The 17199-nt window shown below is 73.5% G+C and carries 19 protein-coding genes; 9 read left to right on the plus strand and 10 right to left on the minus strand.

Annotated elements, in window-relative coordinates:
* Positions 1 to 129: 129 nt before the first annotated feature.
* From O2W20_RS15830 to O2W20_RS15840, 3 genes are all read left to right on the plus strand, one after another.
* A complete protein-coding gene (locus O2W20_RS15830; RefSeq protein ID WP_269171225.1) occupies positions 130 to 1311 on the plus strand; it encodes a zinc-dependent alcohol dehydrogenase in 1182 nt (393 codons plus the stop codon).
* A 172-nt stretch (positions 1312 to 1483) separates the two neighbouring features.
* Positions 1484 to 2701 (plus strand): MFS transporter, encoded by a 1218-nt coding sequence (locus tag O2W20_RS15835; RefSeq protein WP_269171224.1) that lies wholly within the window; start codon positions 1484 to 1486, stop codon positions 2699 to 2701.
* Between the two features lie 38 nt (positions 2702 to 2739).
* Positions 2740 to 3630 (plus strand): oxidoreductase, encoded by an 891-nt coding sequence (locus tag O2W20_RS15840; protein WP_269171223.1) that lies wholly within the window; start codon positions 2740 to 2742, stop codon positions 3628 to 3630.
* A gap of 113 nt (positions 3631 to 3743) precedes the next feature.
* Here O2W20_RS15840 and O2W20_RS15845 read toward each other — a convergent pair whose 3' ends face one another.
* From O2W20_RS15845 to O2W20_RS15865, 5 genes are all read right to left on the minus strand, one after another.
* Positions 3744 to 4094, minus strand: coding sequence for a PASTA domain-containing protein (locus tag O2W20_RS15845; RefSeq protein WP_269171222.1), 351 nt, complete (start codon positions 4092 to 4094; stop codon positions 3744 to 3746).
* A 42-nt stretch (positions 4095 to 4136) separates the two neighbouring features.
* Positions 4137 to 5756, minus strand: a complete 1620-nt coding sequence (locus O2W20_RS15850; protein WP_269171221.1) for an ABC-F family ATP-binding cassette domain-containing protein — start codon at positions 5754 to 5756, stop codon at positions 4137 to 4139.
* A 40-nt stretch (positions 5757 to 5796) separates the two neighbouring features.
* On the minus strand, positions 5797 to 6087 hold the full coding sequence (locus tag O2W20_RS15855; RefSeq protein ID WP_269171220.1) for a hypothetical protein: 291 nt from the start codon (positions 6085 to 6087) through the stop codon (positions 5797 to 5799).
* A gap of 90 nt (positions 6088 to 6177) precedes the next feature.
* The gene (locus O2W20_RS15860) at positions 6178 to 6609 is read right to left on the minus strand and encodes a DUF1801 domain-containing protein (RefSeq protein WP_269171219.1); all 432 of its coding nucleotides are present in this window, start codon (positions 6607 to 6609) and stop codon (positions 6178 to 6180) included.
* Between the two features lie 133 nt (positions 6610 to 6742).
* The gene (locus O2W20_RS15865; protein ID WP_269171218.1) at positions 6743 to 7660 is read right to left on the minus strand and encodes an isopenicillin N synthase family dioxygenase; all 918 of its coding nucleotides are present in this window, start codon (positions 7658 to 7660) and stop codon (positions 6743 to 6745) included.
* Positions 7661 to 7724: 64 nt separating this feature from the next.
* On the opposite strand from O2W20_RS15865, the gene O2W20_RS15870 reads away from it, so the two are divergent.
* From O2W20_RS15870 to O2W20_RS15880, 3 genes are read left to right on the plus strand one after another with little or no spacing between them, the layout of a single operon-like run.
* Positions 7725 to 8288 (plus strand): GNAT family N-acetyltransferase, encoded by a 564-nt coding sequence (locus O2W20_RS15870; RefSeq protein ID WP_269171217.1) that lies wholly within the window; start codon positions 7725 to 7727, stop codon positions 8286 to 8288.
* A gap of 51 nt (positions 8289 to 8339) precedes the next feature.
* Positions 8340 to 9392 (plus strand): winged helix DNA-binding domain-containing protein, encoded by a 1053-nt coding sequence (locus O2W20_RS15875; RefSeq protein ID WP_269171216.1) that lies wholly within the window; start codon positions 8340 to 8342, stop codon positions 9390 to 9392.
* Positions 9393 to 9441: 49 nt separating this feature from the next.
* The gene (locus tag O2W20_RS15880) at positions 9442 to 10413 is read left to right on the plus strand and encodes an aldo/keto reductase (RefSeq protein WP_269171215.1); all 972 of its coding nucleotides are present in this window, start codon (positions 9442 to 9444) and stop codon (positions 10411 to 10413) included.
* A gap of 33 nt (positions 10414 to 10446) precedes the next feature.
* On the opposite strand, the gene O2W20_RS15885 is transcribed toward O2W20_RS15880, so the two are convergent.
* The 3 genes from O2W20_RS15885 to O2W20_RS15895 form a co-directional block, all read right to left on the minus strand.
* On the minus strand, positions 10447 to 11253 hold the full coding sequence (locus O2W20_RS15885; protein WP_269171214.1) for an SDR family NAD(P)-dependent oxidoreductase: 807 nt from the start codon (positions 11251 to 11253) through the stop codon (positions 10447 to 10449).
* Between the two features lie 17 nt (positions 11254 to 11270).
* A complete protein-coding gene (locus O2W20_RS15890) occupies positions 11271 to 11717 on the minus strand; it encodes a nitroreductase family deazaflavin-dependent oxidoreductase (RefSeq protein WP_269171213.1) in 447 nt (148 codons plus the stop codon).
* Between the two features lie 68 nt (positions 11718 to 11785).
* Positions 11786 to 12646, minus strand: a complete 861-nt coding sequence (locus O2W20_RS15895) for a siderophore-interacting protein (RefSeq protein ID WP_269171212.1) — start codon at positions 12644 to 12646, stop codon at positions 11786 to 11788.
* Between the two features lie 415 nt (positions 12647 to 13061).
* Here O2W20_RS15895 and O2W20_RS15900 point away from each other — a divergent pair, with 415 nt between their 5' ends.
* Genes O2W20_RS15900 through O2W20_RS15910 form a run of 3 tightly spaced genes read left to right on the plus strand, consistent with a single transcriptional unit; the run spans position 13062 to position 15192 of the window.
* Entirely contained in the window at positions 13062 to 13838 is a 777-nt protein-coding gene (locus O2W20_RS15900) for a hypothetical protein (protein ID WP_269171211.1), read from the plus strand.
* Positions 13835 to 14527 carry a phage holin family protein gene (locus O2W20_RS15905; RefSeq protein WP_269171210.1) on the plus strand — a complete coding sequence of 231 codons (693 nt, stop codon included), beginning with the start codon at positions 13835 to 13837 and terminating at the stop codon, positions 14525 to 14527. Before O2W20_RS15900 ends, O2W20_RS15905 begins: the two co-directional genes overlap by 4 nt.
* A 17-nt stretch (positions 14528 to 14544) precedes the next feature.
* A complete protein-coding gene (locus tag O2W20_RS15910) occupies positions 14545 to 15192 on the plus strand; it encodes a DUF3618 domain-containing protein (RefSeq protein WP_269171209.1) in 648 nt (215 codons plus the stop codon).
* Between the two features lie 207 nt (positions 15193 to 15399).
* On the opposite strand, the gene O2W20_RS15915 is transcribed toward O2W20_RS15910, so the two are convergent.
* Positions 15400 to 16578, minus strand: a complete 1179-nt coding sequence (locus O2W20_RS15915; protein WP_269171208.1) for an acyl-CoA dehydrogenase family protein — start codon at positions 16576 to 16578, stop codon at positions 15400 to 15402.
* 93 nt (positions 16579 to 16671) lie between these two features.
* The gene (locus O2W20_RS15920) at positions 16672 to 17199 is read right to left on the minus strand and encodes a class I SAM-dependent methyltransferase (RefSeq protein ID WP_269171207.1); all 528 of its coding nucleotides are present in this window, start codon (positions 17197 to 17199) and stop codon (positions 16672 to 16674) included.

The following is a 17199-nucleotide window of genomic DNA, read 5'->3' on the forward strand; positions in this document are numbered from 1 at the left end:
ATCACTGCGTGCTGCCGAGGAATCGAACGCGCCGTGACGGGTAGGAGCGAGGAACGTCACGCCCCGGTGACCGGCCTGCTGACCGACGTCGCGGCCGTCCGGAGCACCCCTATCCGAGGAGTTCCTCCCATGCGCGCAGTCACCTGGCACGGCCGCGACGACGTCCGGGTCGACACCGTCCCGGACCCCGAGATCAAGGACCCCACCGACGTGATCGTGCAGATCACCTCCAGTGGGGTCTGCGGTTCGGACCTCCACCTGATCGAGGTCATGGCCCCGTTCATGACCGTCGGCGACGTCCTGGGCCACGAGCCGATGGGCATCGTCCGCGAGGTCGGGCCCGGGGTCACCGAGCTCAAGGCCGGCGACCGGGTCGTCGTCCCCTTCAACATCTCCTGCGGCACCTGCTGGATGTGCGACCAGGGCCTGCAGAGCCAGTGCGAGACGACGCAGAACCGGGAGCAGGGCTTCGGCGCCTCGCTGTTCGGCTACACCAAGCTCTACGGGCAGGTGCCCGGCGGCCAGGCCGAGTACCTGCGGGTGCCCTTCGGCAACACGCTGCCGATCAAGGTGCCCGAGGGCCCGGCCGACGACCGTTTCGTCTACCTCTCCGACGTGCTGCCCACCGCCTGGCAGGCCGTGCAGTACGCCGGCGTCGTCCCCGGCGGGTCGGTGCTGGTGCTCGGCCTCGGCCCGATCGGTGACATGGCCACGCGGATCGCCAAGCACCTCGGTGCCTCCCAGGTCCTCGCCGCGGACGTCGTGCCCGAGCGGCTGGCCCGGGCCCGCGCCAACGGGATCGACGTCCTGGACTCCACCGAGCAGGCCGACGTCGTCGCCTGGGTGCGCGACAGGACCGACGGCCGCGGCCCGGACGCCGTGATCGACGCCGTCGGCATGGAGGCGCACGGCTCCCCCGGCGCCAAGTTCGCCCAGAAGGCCAGCGCCCTGGTGCCCGACGCCATCATGGAGAAGGTCATGACGGTGGTCGGCGCCGACCGGATGGCCGCGCTCAACACCGCGATCGAGGCCGTGCGCCGCGGCGGCACCATCTCGCTGTCGGGCGTCTACGGCGGGGCGACCGACCCGATGCCGCTGATGCGGATGTTCGACAAGCAGGTCGAGCTGCGGATGGGCCAGGCCAACGTGTGGCGCTGGGTGCCCGACATCCTCCCGCTGCTCACCGACGCCGACCCCCTCGGCGTCGACGACTTCGCCACCCACCGCGTGCCGCTGGAGCAGGCGCCCCAGGCGTACGAGACCTTCCGGCAGAAGCAGGACGGCGCGGTCAAGGTGCTGCTGCAGCCCTGACCTGCACGTCCACGGGCCGCGCACGGGAGTCATGTCCCGGCGCGGCCCGCGGCGCGCGTGGCGACGTGACCAGCCTCATGTGCGTCGGGGGCAGCGCAACCGGTGCCACTGCTCTTGTCTGGACGGGGGCGCCGTCCCCGCCGTCCCCGCACCGCCCCTGAGGAGCCCCGCCGTGCCCCGCGCGCTGCTCGCCCTGTCCATCGGTGCCTTCGGCATCGGCACCTCCGAGTTCGTGATCATGGGCATGCTCCCCCAGGTGGCCGAGGACTTCTCCGTCTCGGTCGCCGCGGTCGGGATCCTGATCAGCGCCTACGCCCTCGGGGTCGTCATCGGGGCGCCGACGTTGACCGCGCTGGGCGTGCGGTTCACCCCGCGGCAGACGCTCGTCGGGCTGATGGTGGTCTTCACCGTCGGCAACACCCTCTCCGCAGTCGCCCCGACCTACGAGACGCTGATGGCCGCCCGGGTGGTCACCGCGCTGGCGCACGGCTCGTTCTTCGGGGTGGGGGCGGTCGCAGCCCGCGGGCTGGTGGCCAAGGAGAAGGGCACCCAGGCCATCTCGCTGATGTTCGTCGGGCTGACCCTGGCCAACGTCATCGGCGTCCCCATCGGCACGTTCGTCGCCCAGCAGCTGAGCTGGCGGTTGGTGTTCGGTGGCACCGCGGTCATCGGGCTGCTCACCATCGCCGGGCTCATCGCCTGGCTGCCCCGGGTGGCCGCCGCGCCCACCGACCTCCGGCAGGAGCTGGGCGCCTTCCGCCGGCGTCAGGTCTGGCTGACCCTCGGCGTGACCACCATCGGCTTCGCCGCGCTCTTCTCGGTCTACAGCTACGTGAGCCCGATCCTCACCGACCTCGCCGGGATGCCCGAGAGCCGGGTCACCGTCGTGCTCGCGCTGTTCGGGGTGGGCACCACCGTGGGCACCCTGCTCGGCGGCCGGCTGGGCGACCGGTACGGCTTCGCCTTCGTCACCGTCGGGCTGCTGGTCACCGCCGCGCTCCTCGCCGTGTTCACGGTCGTGGTGGTGAACCAGGTCGCCGCCGTCGTCCTGCTCGTGCTGTTCGGTGCGATCACCTTCTCCGGCGGGCCGGTGGTGCAGAACCGGGCCATCGAGGCGGCCCGGGTCCAGGGCGGCAGCATGGTGTCGGCAGCCAACCAGGGCGCGTTCAACGCGGCCAACGCCCTGGGCGCAGCCCTGGGCGCGGCCACCCTCACCGCCGGCTGGGGCTACCGCGCGCCGATGTGGGTCGGGGCGGTGCTGGCGCTGCTGGGCGCGGGTCTGTCGGTGATCGCGCTGCGCAGCCAGCGGGCCGAGACGGCCCGCGACGCCGCCGCCGGAGCGACGGTCGCGACCCCGATGGAGAACCCCGTCCCGGTCCGCGCCGCCTGACGGTGTGCACGCCCGCTGCCCGCGGGTAGGCACCGCCCATGACGACGACAGCCGAGAAGTCCGGTCAGTTCGCCCTCGGTGACCGCACGGTGCACCGCATCGGCTACGGCGCCATGCAGCTCGCCGGCCCGCACGTCATGGGCCCGCCCGCCGACCGGGACGGCGCCGTGGCGGTGCTGCGCCGTGCGGTCGAGCTCGGCGTCGACCACATCGACACCAGCGACTACTACGGCCCGCACGTGACCAACGAGATCATCCGTGAGGCGCTGCACCCCTACCCGGAGCAGCTCACGATCGTCACCAAGGTCGGTGCCCGGCGGACGCCGGAGGGCGACTGGCCCGAGGCGCTGGGCGCCGACGAGCTGCGGCAGGCGGTGCGGGACAACCTCGACCACCTGGGGCTCGACGTCCTGGAGGTGGTGAACCTGCGGATGCCCGGGTTCGCCGAGCCGGTGCAGCGCTCGCTGGCCGAGCCGATGGAGACCCTCGCCGGCCTCCAGCAAGAGGGGCTGGTCCGGCACATCGGGGTCAGCAACGTGACGCCGCAGATGTACGCCGAGGCCCGCGGCATCGCGCCGGTGGTCTGCGTGCAGAACCACTACAACCTGGTCCACCGGGCCGACGACCCGCTGGTCGACGCCCTGGCCCGGGACGGCGTCGCCTACGTCCCGTTCTTCCCCCTCGGCGGCTTCTCGCCACTGCAGTCGGCGGCGCTGGAGACGGTGGCCCGCCGGCTGGAGACCACCCCCATGCAGGTGGCGCTGACCTGGCTGCTGGCCCGCTCGCCCAACCTGCTGCTCATCCCGGGCACCTCCTCGGTCGCCCACCTGGAGCAGAACCTGGAGGCGGCGGCCCGGGTGCTCGGCCCCGAGGAGCTGACCGAGCTGGACCGGATCGGCGGTGACGGCACCCTCGACCCCGACCTCTGACCCACCGGTCCTCGCGGGCAGCTCGCGAGGTCGGCCTCGGCCGCCCGCTGCGCGAGTGAGCGGTTCTGGTCGTCCGGCTCGGCGCGTCCGCCCGTGTCGACGACCGGAACTGCTCACTCAGTGGGCGTGGCCCGGCCGGCGTGAGGGTCGGGGTGCGGACGGCGCGGCTCGCGGACCCCGGCGGCGCCGTCGTCCACGGGTTCGGTGCGCACCACCAGGCTGTCCCACCGGTGCAGCACCGAGCCGGCGGCGGGTTCCTGCCCCACCACCCGGTACCGCCCCGGCCAGGTCAGCGCGCCCAGCGGCGGACCGTCCGGGTCGGGCTGGGCCAGCTCCACGCCGGCGGCGTTCGCCACCCGGCGGGCCGCCTGGACCTCCAGCCCAACGACCGACGGCACGAGCACCAGCTCAGCGGCGCGCTCCGTGCCGTCGCGTCCCTCGCCGTCCATGCCGTCACGGTCCATGCCGTCACGGTCCCGCGCGGGCCCGCCTGCCGGCAAGGGCATTCAGCGGGCGCGCTGGACCCGGCCCTCGTCGAACACCGGCTCGGGCACCTCGCGCACGTGTCCGTCGGCGCCGAACAGCAGGAACCGGTCGAACCTGCGGGCGAACCAGCGGTCGTGGGTCACCGCGACCACCGTGCCGTCGAAGGCGTCCAGCGCCTCCTCCAACGACTCCGCCGACAGCACGTCGAGGTTGTCGGTCGGCTCGTCCAGCAGCAGCAGGGTGGCGCCGGAGAGCTCGAGCAGGAGCACCTGGAACCGGGCCTGCTGGCCACCGGACAGCGAGCGGAACAGCTGGTCGCCGGAGGGGGCGAGCCCGTACCGGCGCAGCGCGGCCATCGCCCGGCCGCGGTCGACGCCCGGCCGCCCGGCCTCGCCGTGCCAGAGCAGGTCGACCAGCGTGCGGTCCAGCCACTCGGGGTGGGCGTGGGTCTGGGCGAAGAACCCGGGGACGACGCGCGCCCCGAGCCGCCAGTCACCGGTGTGCGCGACCTCCTGGCCGGCCAGCAGGCGCAGGAAGTGCGACTTGCCGGCCCCGTTGGACCCCAGGACGGCGACCCGGTCGCCGTACTCGACCTCCAGGTCGAAGGCGCCCATCAGCCCGGACAGCTCCAGCTGCTCGGCGATCACCACCCGCACCCCGGTACGACCACCCCGCAGCCGCATCGCCACGTGCTGCTCCTTCGGCGGCTCCGGCGGTGCGCCGGCCGCCTCGAACTTGGCCAACCGAGTCTGCATCGCGTGGTAGGTCGACGTCATGGCCGGGGAGTTCTTGGCCTGCTGCTGCAGCGTGCGGACCAGGTCGATCAGCCGCTCGTGCTCCTCGTCCCAGCGCCTGCGCAGCTCGGCCATCCGCTCGTGCCGGGCGGTCCGCGCAGCCGGGTAGCCGGCCCAGTCGCCGCCGTGCACCCACGCCGTCCCGCCCTCGACGGTGACCACCCGGTCGGCGACCCGGGCCAGCAGCTCCCGGTCGTGGCTCACGAACAGCACCGTCTTGCGGGTCTCGATCAGCCGCTCCTCCAGCCACCGCTTGCCGGGGACGTCGAGGTAGTTGTCCGGCTCGTCGAGCAGCAGCACCTGGTCGGGGCCGCGGAGCAGGCACTCCAGGGCCAGCCGCTTCTGCTCACCGCCGGAGAGGGTGTTCAGCTCGCGGTACTTGCAGCCGTCGTAGGGCACGCCGAGCGCGGCGACCGTGACGGTGTCCCAGGTGACCTCGACGTCGTAGCCGCCGACGTCGCCCCAGTGGGCCAGCGCGGTGGCGTAGGCCATCTGGGTCGGCTCGTCGTCGGCCTCCATCATCGCCAGCTCGGCGTCCTCGACGGCGTGCCAGGCCTGCCGGACGGCGGGCGGCGCGAGGTCGACGAGGAAGCGCTGGACGGTGGTGTCGTCGCGCACCGAGCCGATGAACTGGCGCATGACGCCCAGCCCGCCGATGAGGGCCACCGAACCGGCGTCCGGCGTCAGGTCACCGCTGATGATCCGGAGCATCGTGGTCTTGCCGGCGCCGTTCTCCCCGACCAGCGCGGCACAGGCGCCCTCCCCGATGCGGAAGGCGACGTCGTCGAGCAGCACCCGCCCGTCCGGCAGGGTGAACCGGATCCCGGTGACGTCGACGTAGCCCATGCCGCCATCATCGCCGACGGCACCAGCCGGTTCCGACCGGTCAGCCCACCGGGCCCTGGAGGCGGTGCCGGGCGAGCCGCTCGACCAGCTCGGGCAGCGCACCGGCGGGCGCGCCGCTGAGCTGTCGCCGACACTCCTGCACCACCAGCCGGACCTCCTGCGGCCGCTCCCCGAGCTCGTCGGCCAGCCGGTCGACGGCCAGGTCCACGGCGAGGTCGACCGACGGGTCCGGTGCGATGGTGTACAGCGCGGCCAACGGCATCGTGGGCCCTCCGGTGCTCGTGCCCCGCGCGCCGCCGACCGGCCCGTCCCCGGGGTCCTGCTCCGGCACCAGACTGCACCGTCGCCGGCGCACGCACCAGGGACCTGGGTCCCGGCCGGGCCACGGCGGACGCCGAGACGCCCGGCTGCGACGGGCAGGTCAGCCGGAGAAGCCGTTCTCCCCGCGGTCGGTGCTGGCCACGGCGTCGCGCAGCAGCCGGTCCAGCGCGGCCGTGTCCACCCGGTCCAGGGAGGTGAAGCGGATGCAGCTCTTGCCGCAGGACACCTCGCCCAGCTCTGCCGCCCGCGACTCGGCCAGGTAGGCGCCGTCCACGACGGCAGACACGTAGAGCGAGAGGTGCCGCTGCTGCGCAGCCAGCCCGATCAGCGGCCACATCGTGGTCTCCTTCGCCGACCGCGGCCGGTAGGGCATCAAGCCGTACCCGAGCATCTGCCCGCGGCCCATCGGCACGAGCTGCCGGTCGATGCCCGGCGCGGCGGCCTGCACCAGCGCGTCGGTGGCCCGCAGTTCGGCCTCCCGCGGACCGGCTCCGGCGAACCAGGCGTCGACGTCCGGGTCGCCGTCGCTCACAGCACGCCGCTGAACAGCACCGCCCCGGCGGCCAGCAGCATCGCCGCCACGATGACCCCGGCGACCAGCCGCTGCCGACGTCGTCCCTCCGGGCCGAGATTGCCCATCCCCATCATGCGAGCACGGTACGACGTCAGCCGACGGGGACGTGCTCCCGCCGTTCCCGGAGGAACTCCCCGGCGGTCACCGGCGGGTGGCGGGTGGGCCCGGCCGCCGCGGTGGGCAGCCGCTCGACCACGGCGAGCGGATCGGCGTCCTGGCGCAGTGCGAGGGAGAGCAGCTCCTCGGCCGGGGCCTCGACCGGCGGTGGCAGCACCCGGTGCGGCGCGGAGCGCCAGCGGTCGCCGGTCCAGCGGGCCAGCAGGTCCCCGGCGTTGACGGTGAGTGCACCGGGCACGTGCGGTGCGTCGACCCACCTGCCGTCCGGCGTGCGGATCTGCAGCCCACCCAGCCCGGCCTGGCGGTCGGTCAGCGTCAGGACGCCGTCATCGGTGTGCGGGCCGACCCGCAGCTGTCCCGGCGCCACCGACCCGACGGCCTCGCGTCCCGGGTGCCAGGTGAGGTCGGCGCACCAGGCGTCCGCGGGGCAGCGCGACACGAAGAAGTCGTCGTCCAGGTCCAGCGCCAGGGCGAAGACCCGCAGCAGTTCCGCGGCGAGCGCTGCACAGCGGACGGCGAAGGCGGTGGCGGCCGGCCGCAGACTCGGGCTGCCCGCCGGCCAGGCACCGGGATCGGGTCGGGGCTCCGGGCCGAAGCCGAACTGCTCCTTGAGGTCCGGCGGCGGCGCGGACCTCCGGGCGGGACCAGGGGGCACCCAACCGCGCCCGCCCGGGAAGCAGGCCAGCGCCGCCTTGACGGCCGGCGGCTGCGCGAAGAAGGACCGCGCCTCCTCCCGCACGCAGCAGGTGAGGGCGGAGCTGATCGGGTGGCCGGTGAGCATCAAGACGCCGACCTCGCACAGGGCCCGGTCGACGTCGGTGGCCACCCGCCGCCGGGCGTCCGGGTCACCGGCGGACCACGGGGACAGGTCGACCAGCGGGACGGCGGTCATCGGCTTCCTCTCCCCGGGAGCCTGCGACGTTAGGGGCCCGTCGTTGCCTCCGGATGACGTCGCCGTGACGGTGTTGCAGGGTGAGGAGGTGCCCGCATGCCCGACGCCCCGGCTGGTGCCGTTCGAGCCCGAGCTGCTGCCGCGGGTGCTCCCCTGGTTCGACCACCCGGTGGTGCAACGGCGCCTGGGCGGCCGCAGCTGGCCCGAGCGCGAGCTGGCGTTGCGCACCGCCGCCCGGGGCGAGGAGTTCCGCGGCCGGACCGTGCTGCGCGCGCACTCGTCCGTCGCGCTGGACGCGGACGGCGAGCCGGTCGCGCTGATCGGCGGCGACGTCTACGACCGCTGGACGCAGTGGGACCCGGCCACCGGACAGGTCACCGCCGTCGACGAGCGCCGCACGATGGGCGCCGCGTACGTGGTCGACCCGGCCCGCTGGCGCCGCGGGTACGGGTCGGCGGCGCTGCGGGCCCTCGGCACGGCCGACGCGCTCGCCGACGTCGAGCAGTTCGTGCTCGGCATCGAGCCGGACAACACCGCCAGCCTGCGGACGGCGACCGCGGTCGGGTTCGACCCGCTCACCACCGAGCCCGACGCCGAGGACCTGGTCTACCTGCACCTGGTGCGCTGACCGGACCGTGCGCAGGCCCGCACTGTCGGCACCGGCTGCCAGGGTGTCGGCATGACGGTGGAGCTGGCCCAGCTGCGGATGGCGGCGCAACGGCTGATCGGTGAACGGTGCCCGACCCCGGCCGAGGCGGTGCGCTGGTCGACCGCCGTCCAGGGGCAGGACCTGCCCGGCGCGCTGACCTCGGTCGCGCTGCGCACCGTCGGCGGCACCCGGGCCACGGTCGAGACTGCGCTGGACGCCGGCGAGGTGGTCCGTTCCTGGCCGATGCGCGGCACGCTGCACCTCACCGCCGCCGAGGACCTGCCCTGGATGCTGGAGCTGCTCGGTCCGCGGGTGCTGGCCGGCGCGTCCACCAGACGGGCATCACTGGGCATCACCGACGCCGAGATCGAGCGGGCACGGGAGCTGGCCGTCGACGCGCTCAGCGGCGGTGGACGGTCGTCCCGGGCCGAGCTCCTCGCTGCGATCTCGGCTGGCGGCGTGCCCACGACCGGTCAACGCGGCTACCACCTGCTCTGGTACCTGTCCCAGACCGGCACGCTCGTGCTCGGCCCGACCGCCGACGGCGACCAGCAGTTCGTGCTGCTCGACGAGTGGGTGCCCGCCCCCCGTCGCCTGGAGCGCGAGGAGGCCCTCGGCGAGCTGGCCCTGCGGTTCTTCACCTCCCACGGCCCGGCGACCGTGAAGGACCTGGTCCGCTGGGCCGGGGTCCTCGTCCGCGACGTCAAGGCCGGGCTGGCGATCGCCGCACCGCAGCTGGAGCGCCTCGTCGTCGACGGCACCGAACACTGGATGGACCCGGCCACGCCCGCCCGGCTCGCCGCCGCCCGCGCCGAGGCCGACGGCGTGCACCTGCTGCCCGGCTTCGACGAGCTGGTGCTCGGCTACGCCGACCGCAGCTGCACCGTGCCGGCCGAGTTCGCCGACCGGATCGTGCCCGGCAACAACGGGGTCTTCCGGGCCACCGCGGTGCACCGGGGTCGCGTCGTGGGCGTCTGGCGAGTGGGCCGGGGCAAGGCCCGGGCGATCGAGCTGGAGCCGTTCACCGAGCTGCCCGCGACGGTGCTGGCCGCCGTGCAGGAGCGGTACGCCGAGCTGCCCTGAGCTCCTCCGCCCGGGGTTGCGCGCGGCCACGCCGGGGGAAGGAGAGGCCATGGAGTACACGCGTCTGGGCAGCACCGGCCTGCAGGTGTCCCGCCTCTGTCTCGGGATGATGAGCTTCGGCGACCCCGCCCGCGGCGGGCACCCGTGGAGCCTGCCCGAGGAGGAGAGCCGGGCCGTCATCGAGAAGGCGCTCGCCGCCGGGATCACCTTCTTCGACACCGCGAACGTCTACTCGGCCGGCTCCAGCGAGGAGATCACCGGCCGCGCGATCCGCGACTTCGCCGACCGGGAGGACGTCGTCCTGGCGACGAAGGTGCACGGTCGGATGCGGCCGGGGCCGAACGGCGCCGGGCTCTCCCGCAAGGCGGTCCTGGCCGAGCTCGACGCCAGCCTCACCCGGCTGGGCACCGACTACGTCGACCTGTACCAGATCCACCGCTGGGACCCGGCCACGCCGATCGAGGAGACGCTGGAGGCGCTGGACTCCGCGGTGCGCTCGGGGAAGGTGCGCTACCTCGGCGCCTCCAGCATGTGGGCCTGGCAGTTCAGCAAGGCGCTGCACCGGGCCGGCGAGCACGGCTGGCACCGGTTCGTGTCCATGCAGGACCACTACAACCTGCTCAACCGCGAGGAGGAGCGGGAGATGCTGCCGCTCTGCGCCGACGAGGGCATCGGGGTGATCCCGTGGAGCCCGCTGGCCCGAGGCCGGCTGACCCGCGACTGGGACTCCCAGACCGACCGGTCGGAGACCGACGAGTTCGGCAGCAGGCTCTACGCCGAGGAGGACCGGGTGATCGTCGAGCGGGTGGCCGAGGTCGCCGAGGCCCGCGGGGTGCCCCGGGCGCAGGTCGCCCTCGCCTGGGTGCTCAGCAAGCCGGTGGTGACCGCGCCGATCATCGGCGTCACCAAGGACCGGCACCTGGACGACGCGGTCGCGGCGGTGGAGCTGCGGCTGTCGGAGGAGGAGATCGCCCGGCTCGAGGAGCCCTACACCCCGCACGCGGTGGTCGGCTTCTCCTGAGTCCTGGGGCGGTTCGTCCGGCGGCGGACCGGCTCAGGCCGGCAGGCCCACCAGCCGCGCCGACAGCTCCCACAGCTCGCGGGCCCGGGCGTCGTCCCTGGCCGACGGCGCCGTCCAGGCCGGTGCCCGGTCCGCGTGGTGCCCGCCGTTGCGCCAGCCGTCGTCCGCGGTGGCCAGCCAGACCAGGGTGTCCGCGCCCTGGGCCGGGGTCCTCATGAAGGCGGTCAGCGGCGTCCGGAACACCAGGCCGGTGATGCCGCCGGAGGTCGTCCCGAACGACGAGGCGACCGCGCCCGGGTCGAAGCACGTCGCGCTGACCTCCGGGGCCCACCGGCGGGCCAGCTCCCGGGTGAACAGCACGTTGCACCACTTCGCCCGGGCGTAGGCGCGGCTGGCGAGGTGGGGGCCGACCCGGTCGAGCAGGTGACCGCGCCGCGCCCCGCCGGCCCAGTGCATGAACGACGAGGTGGTCACCACCCGCGCTCCCGAGGCGCGCAGCTGCTCCTCGAGCAGCCGGGTGAGCAGGTAGGGCCCGAGGTGGTCGACCTGGGCGGTCCGTTCGTGGCCGTCCTCGGTCAGCTCCCGCCGGGCGAAGGAGGCGCCGGCGTTGTGCGCGAGGACGTCGATCCGGGGCAGCTCGGCCAGCTCGGCAGCCAACCGCCGGACGTCGTCCAGCCGGGCGAGGTCGACGGTCGCCGACCGGGCGCCGTCCAGCTCGGCGGCGACCGCGGCGGTCTTCTCCGGCGACCGACCGACCACCACCACCTGGGCGCCACTGCGGTGCAGCCGGCGGACCGCCGCCGCACCGATGCCGTCGCTGGCCCCGGTGACGACGACCACCGGCGCCGGACCCGCGGTCAGGGCCTCGGCTCGACGAGCACGACCGGGATCTCCCGGTCGGTCCTGCGCTGGTACTCCGCGTAGTCGGGGAACGCCGCGACCGCCCGCTCCCACCAGACGGCCTTCTCCTCGCCGGTGACCTCGCGGGCCACGCCGTCCCAGACGCGGTCGCCGTCCTGCACGGTGACCTGGTCGGGGTGGGCCTTGAGGTTGAAGTACCAGGTCGGGTGCTTCGGTGCGCCGCCCTGCGAGGCGACCATCGCGTAGACGCCGTCGTGCTCGACCTTCATCAGCGGGTTCTTGCGGACCTTGCCGCTCTTCGCACCGCGGGTGGTGAAGACGACGACCGGCTCGGTGCGCCCGGGAAGGGTGTTGCCCTCCCGGCCGCCGGTGCGCTCGTAGACCTCCACCTGGTCGCGGACCCACTTCTCCGGACTCGGCTCGTACTCACCTTCCAGCGGCATGGACCGACCCTAGGACCGCGGTCGGCGCCGCGCCCGCGGGCCGGGCGCGGTGGCGCGCCGCCGGCGGGTCAGCCGACGACGAGGGCCTGCTCCGCGGCCTCGACCTCGGCGTTCCAGGCCGGCTTCTCGGACTGCCAGCGGTCCTCGGTGCGGCCGCGCCGCCAGTAGCCGGAGATGGAGGTGAACTCCGGCGCCAGCCCGCACTGCGCCCGCAGGTGCAGCCGCAGCTCCCGGACCAGCCCCGCCTCCCCGTGGACGAAGAGGTGCCCGGTGCCCTCCGGGAGCGGCTGCGCCCGGACGACGGCGACCAGGGCCTCCCCCGGCAGCTGCGTGCCGCGGTGCACCCAGGTGAGCTGCACGCCCTCACCGAGCACCAGGTCGGGCTGCTCCTCCTCGGGGCCGGCGACCTCCACGAAGACCAGGGCCCGCGCCCCGGCGGGCAGCCGAATCAGGGACGCCCCGATCGCCGGCAGCGCGCTCTCGTCGCCCACCAGCAGGTGCCAGTCGGCGTCCGGGCTGGGCAGGTAGGCGCCCCCGGGGCCGGACATCTGGATCCGGTCACCGGGGGAGGCCTGCGCCGCCCACGGCCCGGCGAGGCCCACGTCCCCGTGGTGCACGAAGTCGATGGTCAGCTCGCCGGTGTCGGGGTCCCAGCTGCGCACGGTGTACGTGCGGGTGACCGGCCAGAGCTCGGGCGGCAGCTCGGCGCGCACCTGCTCGGCGTCGAACGGCGTGGCGTAGGGCGCGCCCGGCGGCGGGAAGACGAGCTTCACGTAGTGGTCGCTGAACTCCCCGACCGGCATCCCGGCCAGCCCCTCACCACCCAGCACGACGCGGATCATGTGCGGCGTCAGCCGGTGGGTGCGCAGCACCTCCCCGACCCGTGCCACCCGCGGACGCCGTGGCCGGCCGTCTGTCGCGCTGCTCATCACGCCTCCTCACCTCATGGTCCGAAGGAAGGGCAGCCTTCCCTCACTGGGCGACCCTACGCGGCGTGCCGATCGCTCCCAGCCGGCGGCCAGACCATTCCCGCAGCTCACCGTGCAGATCAACTTCGACGCCAGCAATTCACCAACCGTCGTTTGACCCCACCGATCTCTCGGGTACCAGGGGCTCCGACGGAACGGCGTTCCACCGAGACGTCGGTGGGACCTCCGAAACGCCACGCCCATGGGCACCTGAGGTGCCTGCACGCCGTCCCGCCGCCCGGTGCTGCCGAGCCGGCCATCCCCGAGATGGCCGTGGCGGTGCCTTCGTGCGGGCGGGGTCGACCGGGCACGGATGCCCAGCAGGACTCAGGACCCACAGCACCACCCCAGACCCGACGCACGACGAGGAGGAACGATGACCCACTCCATCGACACCCCGACGCAGTCACCCCCTGGCAGCGCGCAGGACGCCTCCACCAAGGACGTCGCCAAGGACCAGGCCAAGAACGTCGGCCAGACCGCGCAGCAGGCCGGTGGCCAGGTCGCATCCACGGCGACCGACCAGGCCAAGGAGGTCACCCAGGAGACGATGCGCCAGGCGCAGGACCTCCTCGGCCAGGGCCGCCAGCAGCTGCAGGAGCAGGCACGCAACAGCACGGCCAAGGCCGGCGAGGGCCTCGGCCAGGTCGCCCAGCAGCTGCGGGGCATGGCCGAGGGCAGCGGCGAGGCGCCGTCCGGCCCGGCCGCCGACCTGGTCCGCCAGGCCGGTGAGAAGGTCGACGAGATGGCCAGCTGGCTGCAGAACCGCGAGCCGAGCGAGCTGATCGACGACGTGCGCAGCTTCGCCCGCCGTCGCCCCGGCGTGTTCATGCTCGGTGCGGCTCTCGCCGGCGTCGTCGCCGGCCGGCTGACCACCGGCGTGGCGGCTGCCCACAAGGACAACGGCAGCTCCGGCGGGAACGACCGGTCCGGCCGCACCTCCCCCGGTGTGGAGGCCACCGCACGCCGGGAGACCACCGACACGAACTACGTCGCCACCCCGCCGGCCACCGGGTACGCCACCGAGGGCTACGCGGCCCCTGCGGCCACCGGCACCGTGCCGCCGCCGCCGTACGGCACGCCGGGCACCGCCGAGCCGACCACCACCGGCTGGGACGACCCGACGGGCACCACCCGGGAGGGACGGCTGTGACCTCTCCGACCGCCGGCCAGCCCGGCACCGGCTACGCCCCGGACACCGGCACCGGCTACACCCCGGACGCCTACGGCAACACCACCCAGCCCCTCAGCGGTGCCTCCTCGGTGAGCGCCGGCACCACCGATGAGCCGAGGGAGCACAACGCCTCGGTCGGTGACCTGATCGGTCAGGTCAGCCGGGACATGTCCACGCTGATGCGCCAGGAGCTCGAGCTGGCCAAGGCCGAGCTCAAGCAGGAGGCGAACGAGGCCACCACCATCGCGAAGGAGGAGGTCAACAAGGCCACCGCCATCGCGAAGGAGGAGGCGAACAAGGCCACCACCATCGCGAAGGAGGAGGCGACCAAGGCCGGCAAGGGCGCCGGGATGCTCGGTGGCGCCGCCTTCGCCGGCGTCATGCTCGTGCTGTTCCTGAGCCTGGCCGCCATGTGGGGCCTCGCCTACCTGTTCGACAACCTGGCGTGGGCAACGCTGGTGGTCGCCGTCGTCTGGGGCCTCATCGCCGCCGTACTGGCCGCGATGGGCCGGAAGAAGCTCAAGCAGGTCGACCCGAAGCGGCTCAAGCAGGTCGACCCGAAGCGGCTCACGCAGGTGGACCTCAGCCGGTTCAAGACGATCAACCCCAAGCCCGAGCAGACGGTGGAGACCCTCAAGCAGGTCCCCGACGCCGTCAAGCCCCACTGACCGGACAGGAGACAGACATGACCAGCAGTGACCCGGATGTGATCCGACGTGAGATCGAGGACACCCGCGCCAACCTCAGCTACGACGTCGACGCCCTGAACGACAAGGTCAACCCCTCACGCGTGGTCGACCGTCGCGTCAGCAAGGCGAAGAGCAGCGTGGGCGGGATGAAGGACAAGGTGTTCGGCACGGCGCAGGACAAGGGCGGGCAGATGGGGTCGAAGGCCTCCGACGCCGCCGACAGCGCCCAGCACGCTGCCTCGGGCGCCAAGGACACGCTCCAGCACGCCCCGGAGCAGCTCCAGCGTCAGGCGCAGGGCAACCCCCTGGCCGCCGGCCTGATCGCCTTCGGCGTGGGCTGGCTCGTCTCTTCCCTGCTGCCCACCAGCGAGAAGGAGAAGCAGCTCGCCTCGCAGGCCGAGTCCGCCATCAAGGAGCACTCCGAGCCGCTCAAGGAGCAGGCCAAGGAGCAGGCGAAGAACGTGGCGCAGGAGATCGGCGAGAACCTGAAGCCGGCCGCCACGAGCGCTGCCGGGTCGGTCATGTCGACGGCCATGGAAGGCGCGAAGAACGTGAAGGACGAGAGCAAGCACGCCGCGCAGGACGTCAAGGGCGAGGCCCAGGGCTCCAAGCAGAAGGTCCAGGGGCAGGCTTCCTCCTCCTGACCCACGGCACAGCACGACACAACGAGGCCCGGTCCCCCTCGGGGGGCCGGGCCTCGTCGTCGGATGCAGCTGTCTTCCCCAGGACCGTCCGGTCCTGGCCCTTCCAGCAGGAACGCCACGGGGGCGTCCCTGCTGATGATCGTCGTCAGGTGGTCGGTCCTGCACCCCTGGCCGAGCCCACCGCCCCGGAGGGGTGAGCCGCAGGGCTCACACGAAGGCGCTCATCCCGGTGATCGAGCGGCCGACGATGAGGGTGTTCATCTCGCGTGTGCCCTCGTAGGAGTAGAGGGCCTCGGCGTCGGCGAAGTACCGGATGACGTCGTTCTCCAGCACGATCCCGTTCCCGCCGAACAGCTCGCGGGCCCAGGCGACGGTCTCCCGGCCGCGGCTGGTCACGTAGCTCTTGGCCAGCGCGGCCTGGTCGTCGCGCAGGTCGTCGGTCTCCTGCAGCTGGGACAGCCGGACGGTCATCCCCAGGCTGGCGGTGACGTTGCCCAGCATCCGGGCGAGGAGGTCCTGGATCAGCTGGAACGAGCCGATCGCCTTGCCGAATTGGTGACGCTCCTTGGCGTAGGCCACCGCCACCTCGTAGGCACCCAGCTGGCAGCCGACACCGCTCCAGGCGACGCCGCCCCGGGTCACCTTGAGCACCTTGTTGACGTCCTTGAAGGTGTTGCCGTCCTCGAGCTTGTTCTCGGCGGGGATGCGGCAGTCGGTGAAGGTGAGGTCGGCGTTCTGCACCGTGCGCAGCGCGAACTTGTCCTCGATCTTGGTGGCCGTGAAGCCGGGGGTGCCCTTCTCCACGACGAAGGTCTTCACCTGGTCGTCGGCCTCGTCCCGGGCGAACACCACCACGACGTCGGCGAAGGTGCCGTTGCCGATCCAGCGCTTGGCGCCGTTGAGCACCCAGGAGTCGCCGTCCCGGCGGGCGGTGGTGCGCATCCCGCGGGCGACGTCGGAACCGCCCTCGGGCTCGGTCAGCCCGAAGGCACCGATGGTCTGCATCTGCATCATCGAGGGGATCCAGCGCTGCCGCTGCTCCTCCGAGCCGAGGATCATGATCGAACCCATCGCCAGGCCGTTGTGCACGCCCAGGAAGGTGGCCATCGACGGGTCGACCCGGGACAGCTCCATCGCCTGGAAGCCGGTGTAGAGCCGGGAGGCGCGGGGCCGGCCCTCCCAGTCGTAGGAGCGGCCGACGATGTCGGCCTCGGCGAACTTCGGGATCAGGTCGTGCGGGAACTCGGCGGATGCCCAGGCGGCGTTGACCCGCGGCTTGATCTCCGACTCGAGGAACTCGCGGAGCGCCAGCAGTTCCTTCTGCTCGTCATCGGACAGCAGCGTCTGGAAACCGAAGAAGTCGGCGGGCAGGAGCAGATCGGTCATGGCGTCAGTGCCTTCTCTCTCGTCGTCGTCCTCGACGTCCTGCCCCTGATGCTCCGCCCGAACTCCCCACCCAGCCACCGAGCGTGTCCCAGCTCACCCCGGACCCGGACGCAGCTCGACCGCGATCGACGGCCGGGGCGGGGTGGCGCCGGTGTGCACCGCGGCGACGGTCAGCCCGTGCGGCGCGGCCAGCCCGGCCACCTGGTCGACCCGGGACCGTGTCGCCCCCTGCTGGAGCGGCTGGTCGACCAGCAGGAAGCGACCGCCCTCGGCGAGCACCCGGCGCACGACGGCGTGCTCGGCCGCCGGAGGTCGCCAGAAGGCACCGACGTGCACCGCGACCACCAGGTCGAAGGCCGCGTCGGGCAGGTCGGCGTCGGTCAGGGCCGCGGTCTGCAGCCGGACCGTGCCGGCTCCCACCGCGGCCGCGTTCCGGGCGGCGGCCGCGGCGGTCATGGTGGCCGAGCGGTCCAGCCCGAGGACGGAGCCGCTGGTCAGCCGGGCCGCGAGCAGGGACAGCAGGACGCCGTGCCCGAAGCCCACCTCCAGCACCCGCTCCCCCGGTCCGGGATCGGCGACGCGCGCGGCCCAGACGAGCCGGGTGGAGGCGGCGACGGGCAC

It is taken from the genome of Modestobacter sp. VKM Ac-2982 (genome assembly GCF_026967935.1).
Taxonomy (GTDB): domain Bacteria; phylum Actinomycetota; class Actinomycetes; order Mycobacteriales; family Geodermatophilaceae; genus Modestobacter.

What these genes read in the sequence shown, in the direction of transcription:
- O2W20_RS15890 (WP_269171213.1), bottom strand. Translation starts at nt 11,717, where the DNA reads ATGCCGCTGGAAGGTGAGTACGAGCCGAGTCCGGAGAAGTGGGTCCGC.
- O2W20_RS15840 (WP_269171223.1), top strand. Translation starts at nt 2,740, where the DNA reads ATGACGACGACAGCCGAGAAGTCCGGTCAGTTCGCCCTCGGTGACCGC.
- O2W20_RS15895 (WP_269171212.1), bottom strand. Translation starts at nt 12,646, where the DNA reads ATGAGCAGCGCGACAGACGGCCGGCCACGGCGTCCGCGGGTGGCACGG.
- O2W20_RS15910 (WP_269171209.1), top strand. Translation starts at nt 14,545, where the DNA reads ATGACCAGCAGTGACCCGGATGTGATCCGACGTGAGATCGAGGACACC.
- O2W20_RS15900 (WP_269171211.1), top strand. Translation starts at nt 13,062, where the DNA reads ATGACCCACTCCATCGACACCCCGACGCAGTCACCCCCTGGCAGCGCG.
- O2W20_RS15850 (WP_269171221.1), bottom strand. Translation starts at nt 5,756, where the DNA reads ATGGGCTACGTCGACGTCACCGGGATCCGGTTCACCCTGCCGGACGGG.
- O2W20_RS15845 (WP_269171222.1), bottom strand. Translation starts at nt 4,094, where the DNA reads ATGGACCGTGACGGCATGGACGGCGAGGGACGCGACGGCACGGAGCGC.
- O2W20_RS15830 (WP_269171225.1), top strand. Translation starts at nt 130, where the DNA reads ATGCGCGCAGTCACCTGGCACGGCCGCGACGACGTCCGGGTCGACACC.
- O2W20_RS15880 (WP_269171215.1), top strand. Translation starts at nt 9,442, where the DNA reads ATGGAGTACACGCGTCTGGGCAGCACCGGCCTGCAGGTGTCCCGCCTC.
- O2W20_RS15865 (WP_269171218.1), bottom strand. Translation starts at nt 7,660, where the DNA reads ATGACCGCCGTCCCGCTGGTCGACCTGTCCCCGTGGTCCGCCGGTGAC.
- O2W20_RS15875 (WP_269171216.1), top strand. Translation starts at nt 8,340, where the DNA reads ATGACGGTGGAGCTGGCCCAGCTGCGGATGGCGGCGCAACGGCTGATC.
- O2W20_RS15915 (WP_269171208.1), bottom strand. Translation starts at nt 16,578, where the DNA reads ATGACCGATCTGCTCCTGCCCGCCGACTTCTTCGGTTTCCAGACGCTG.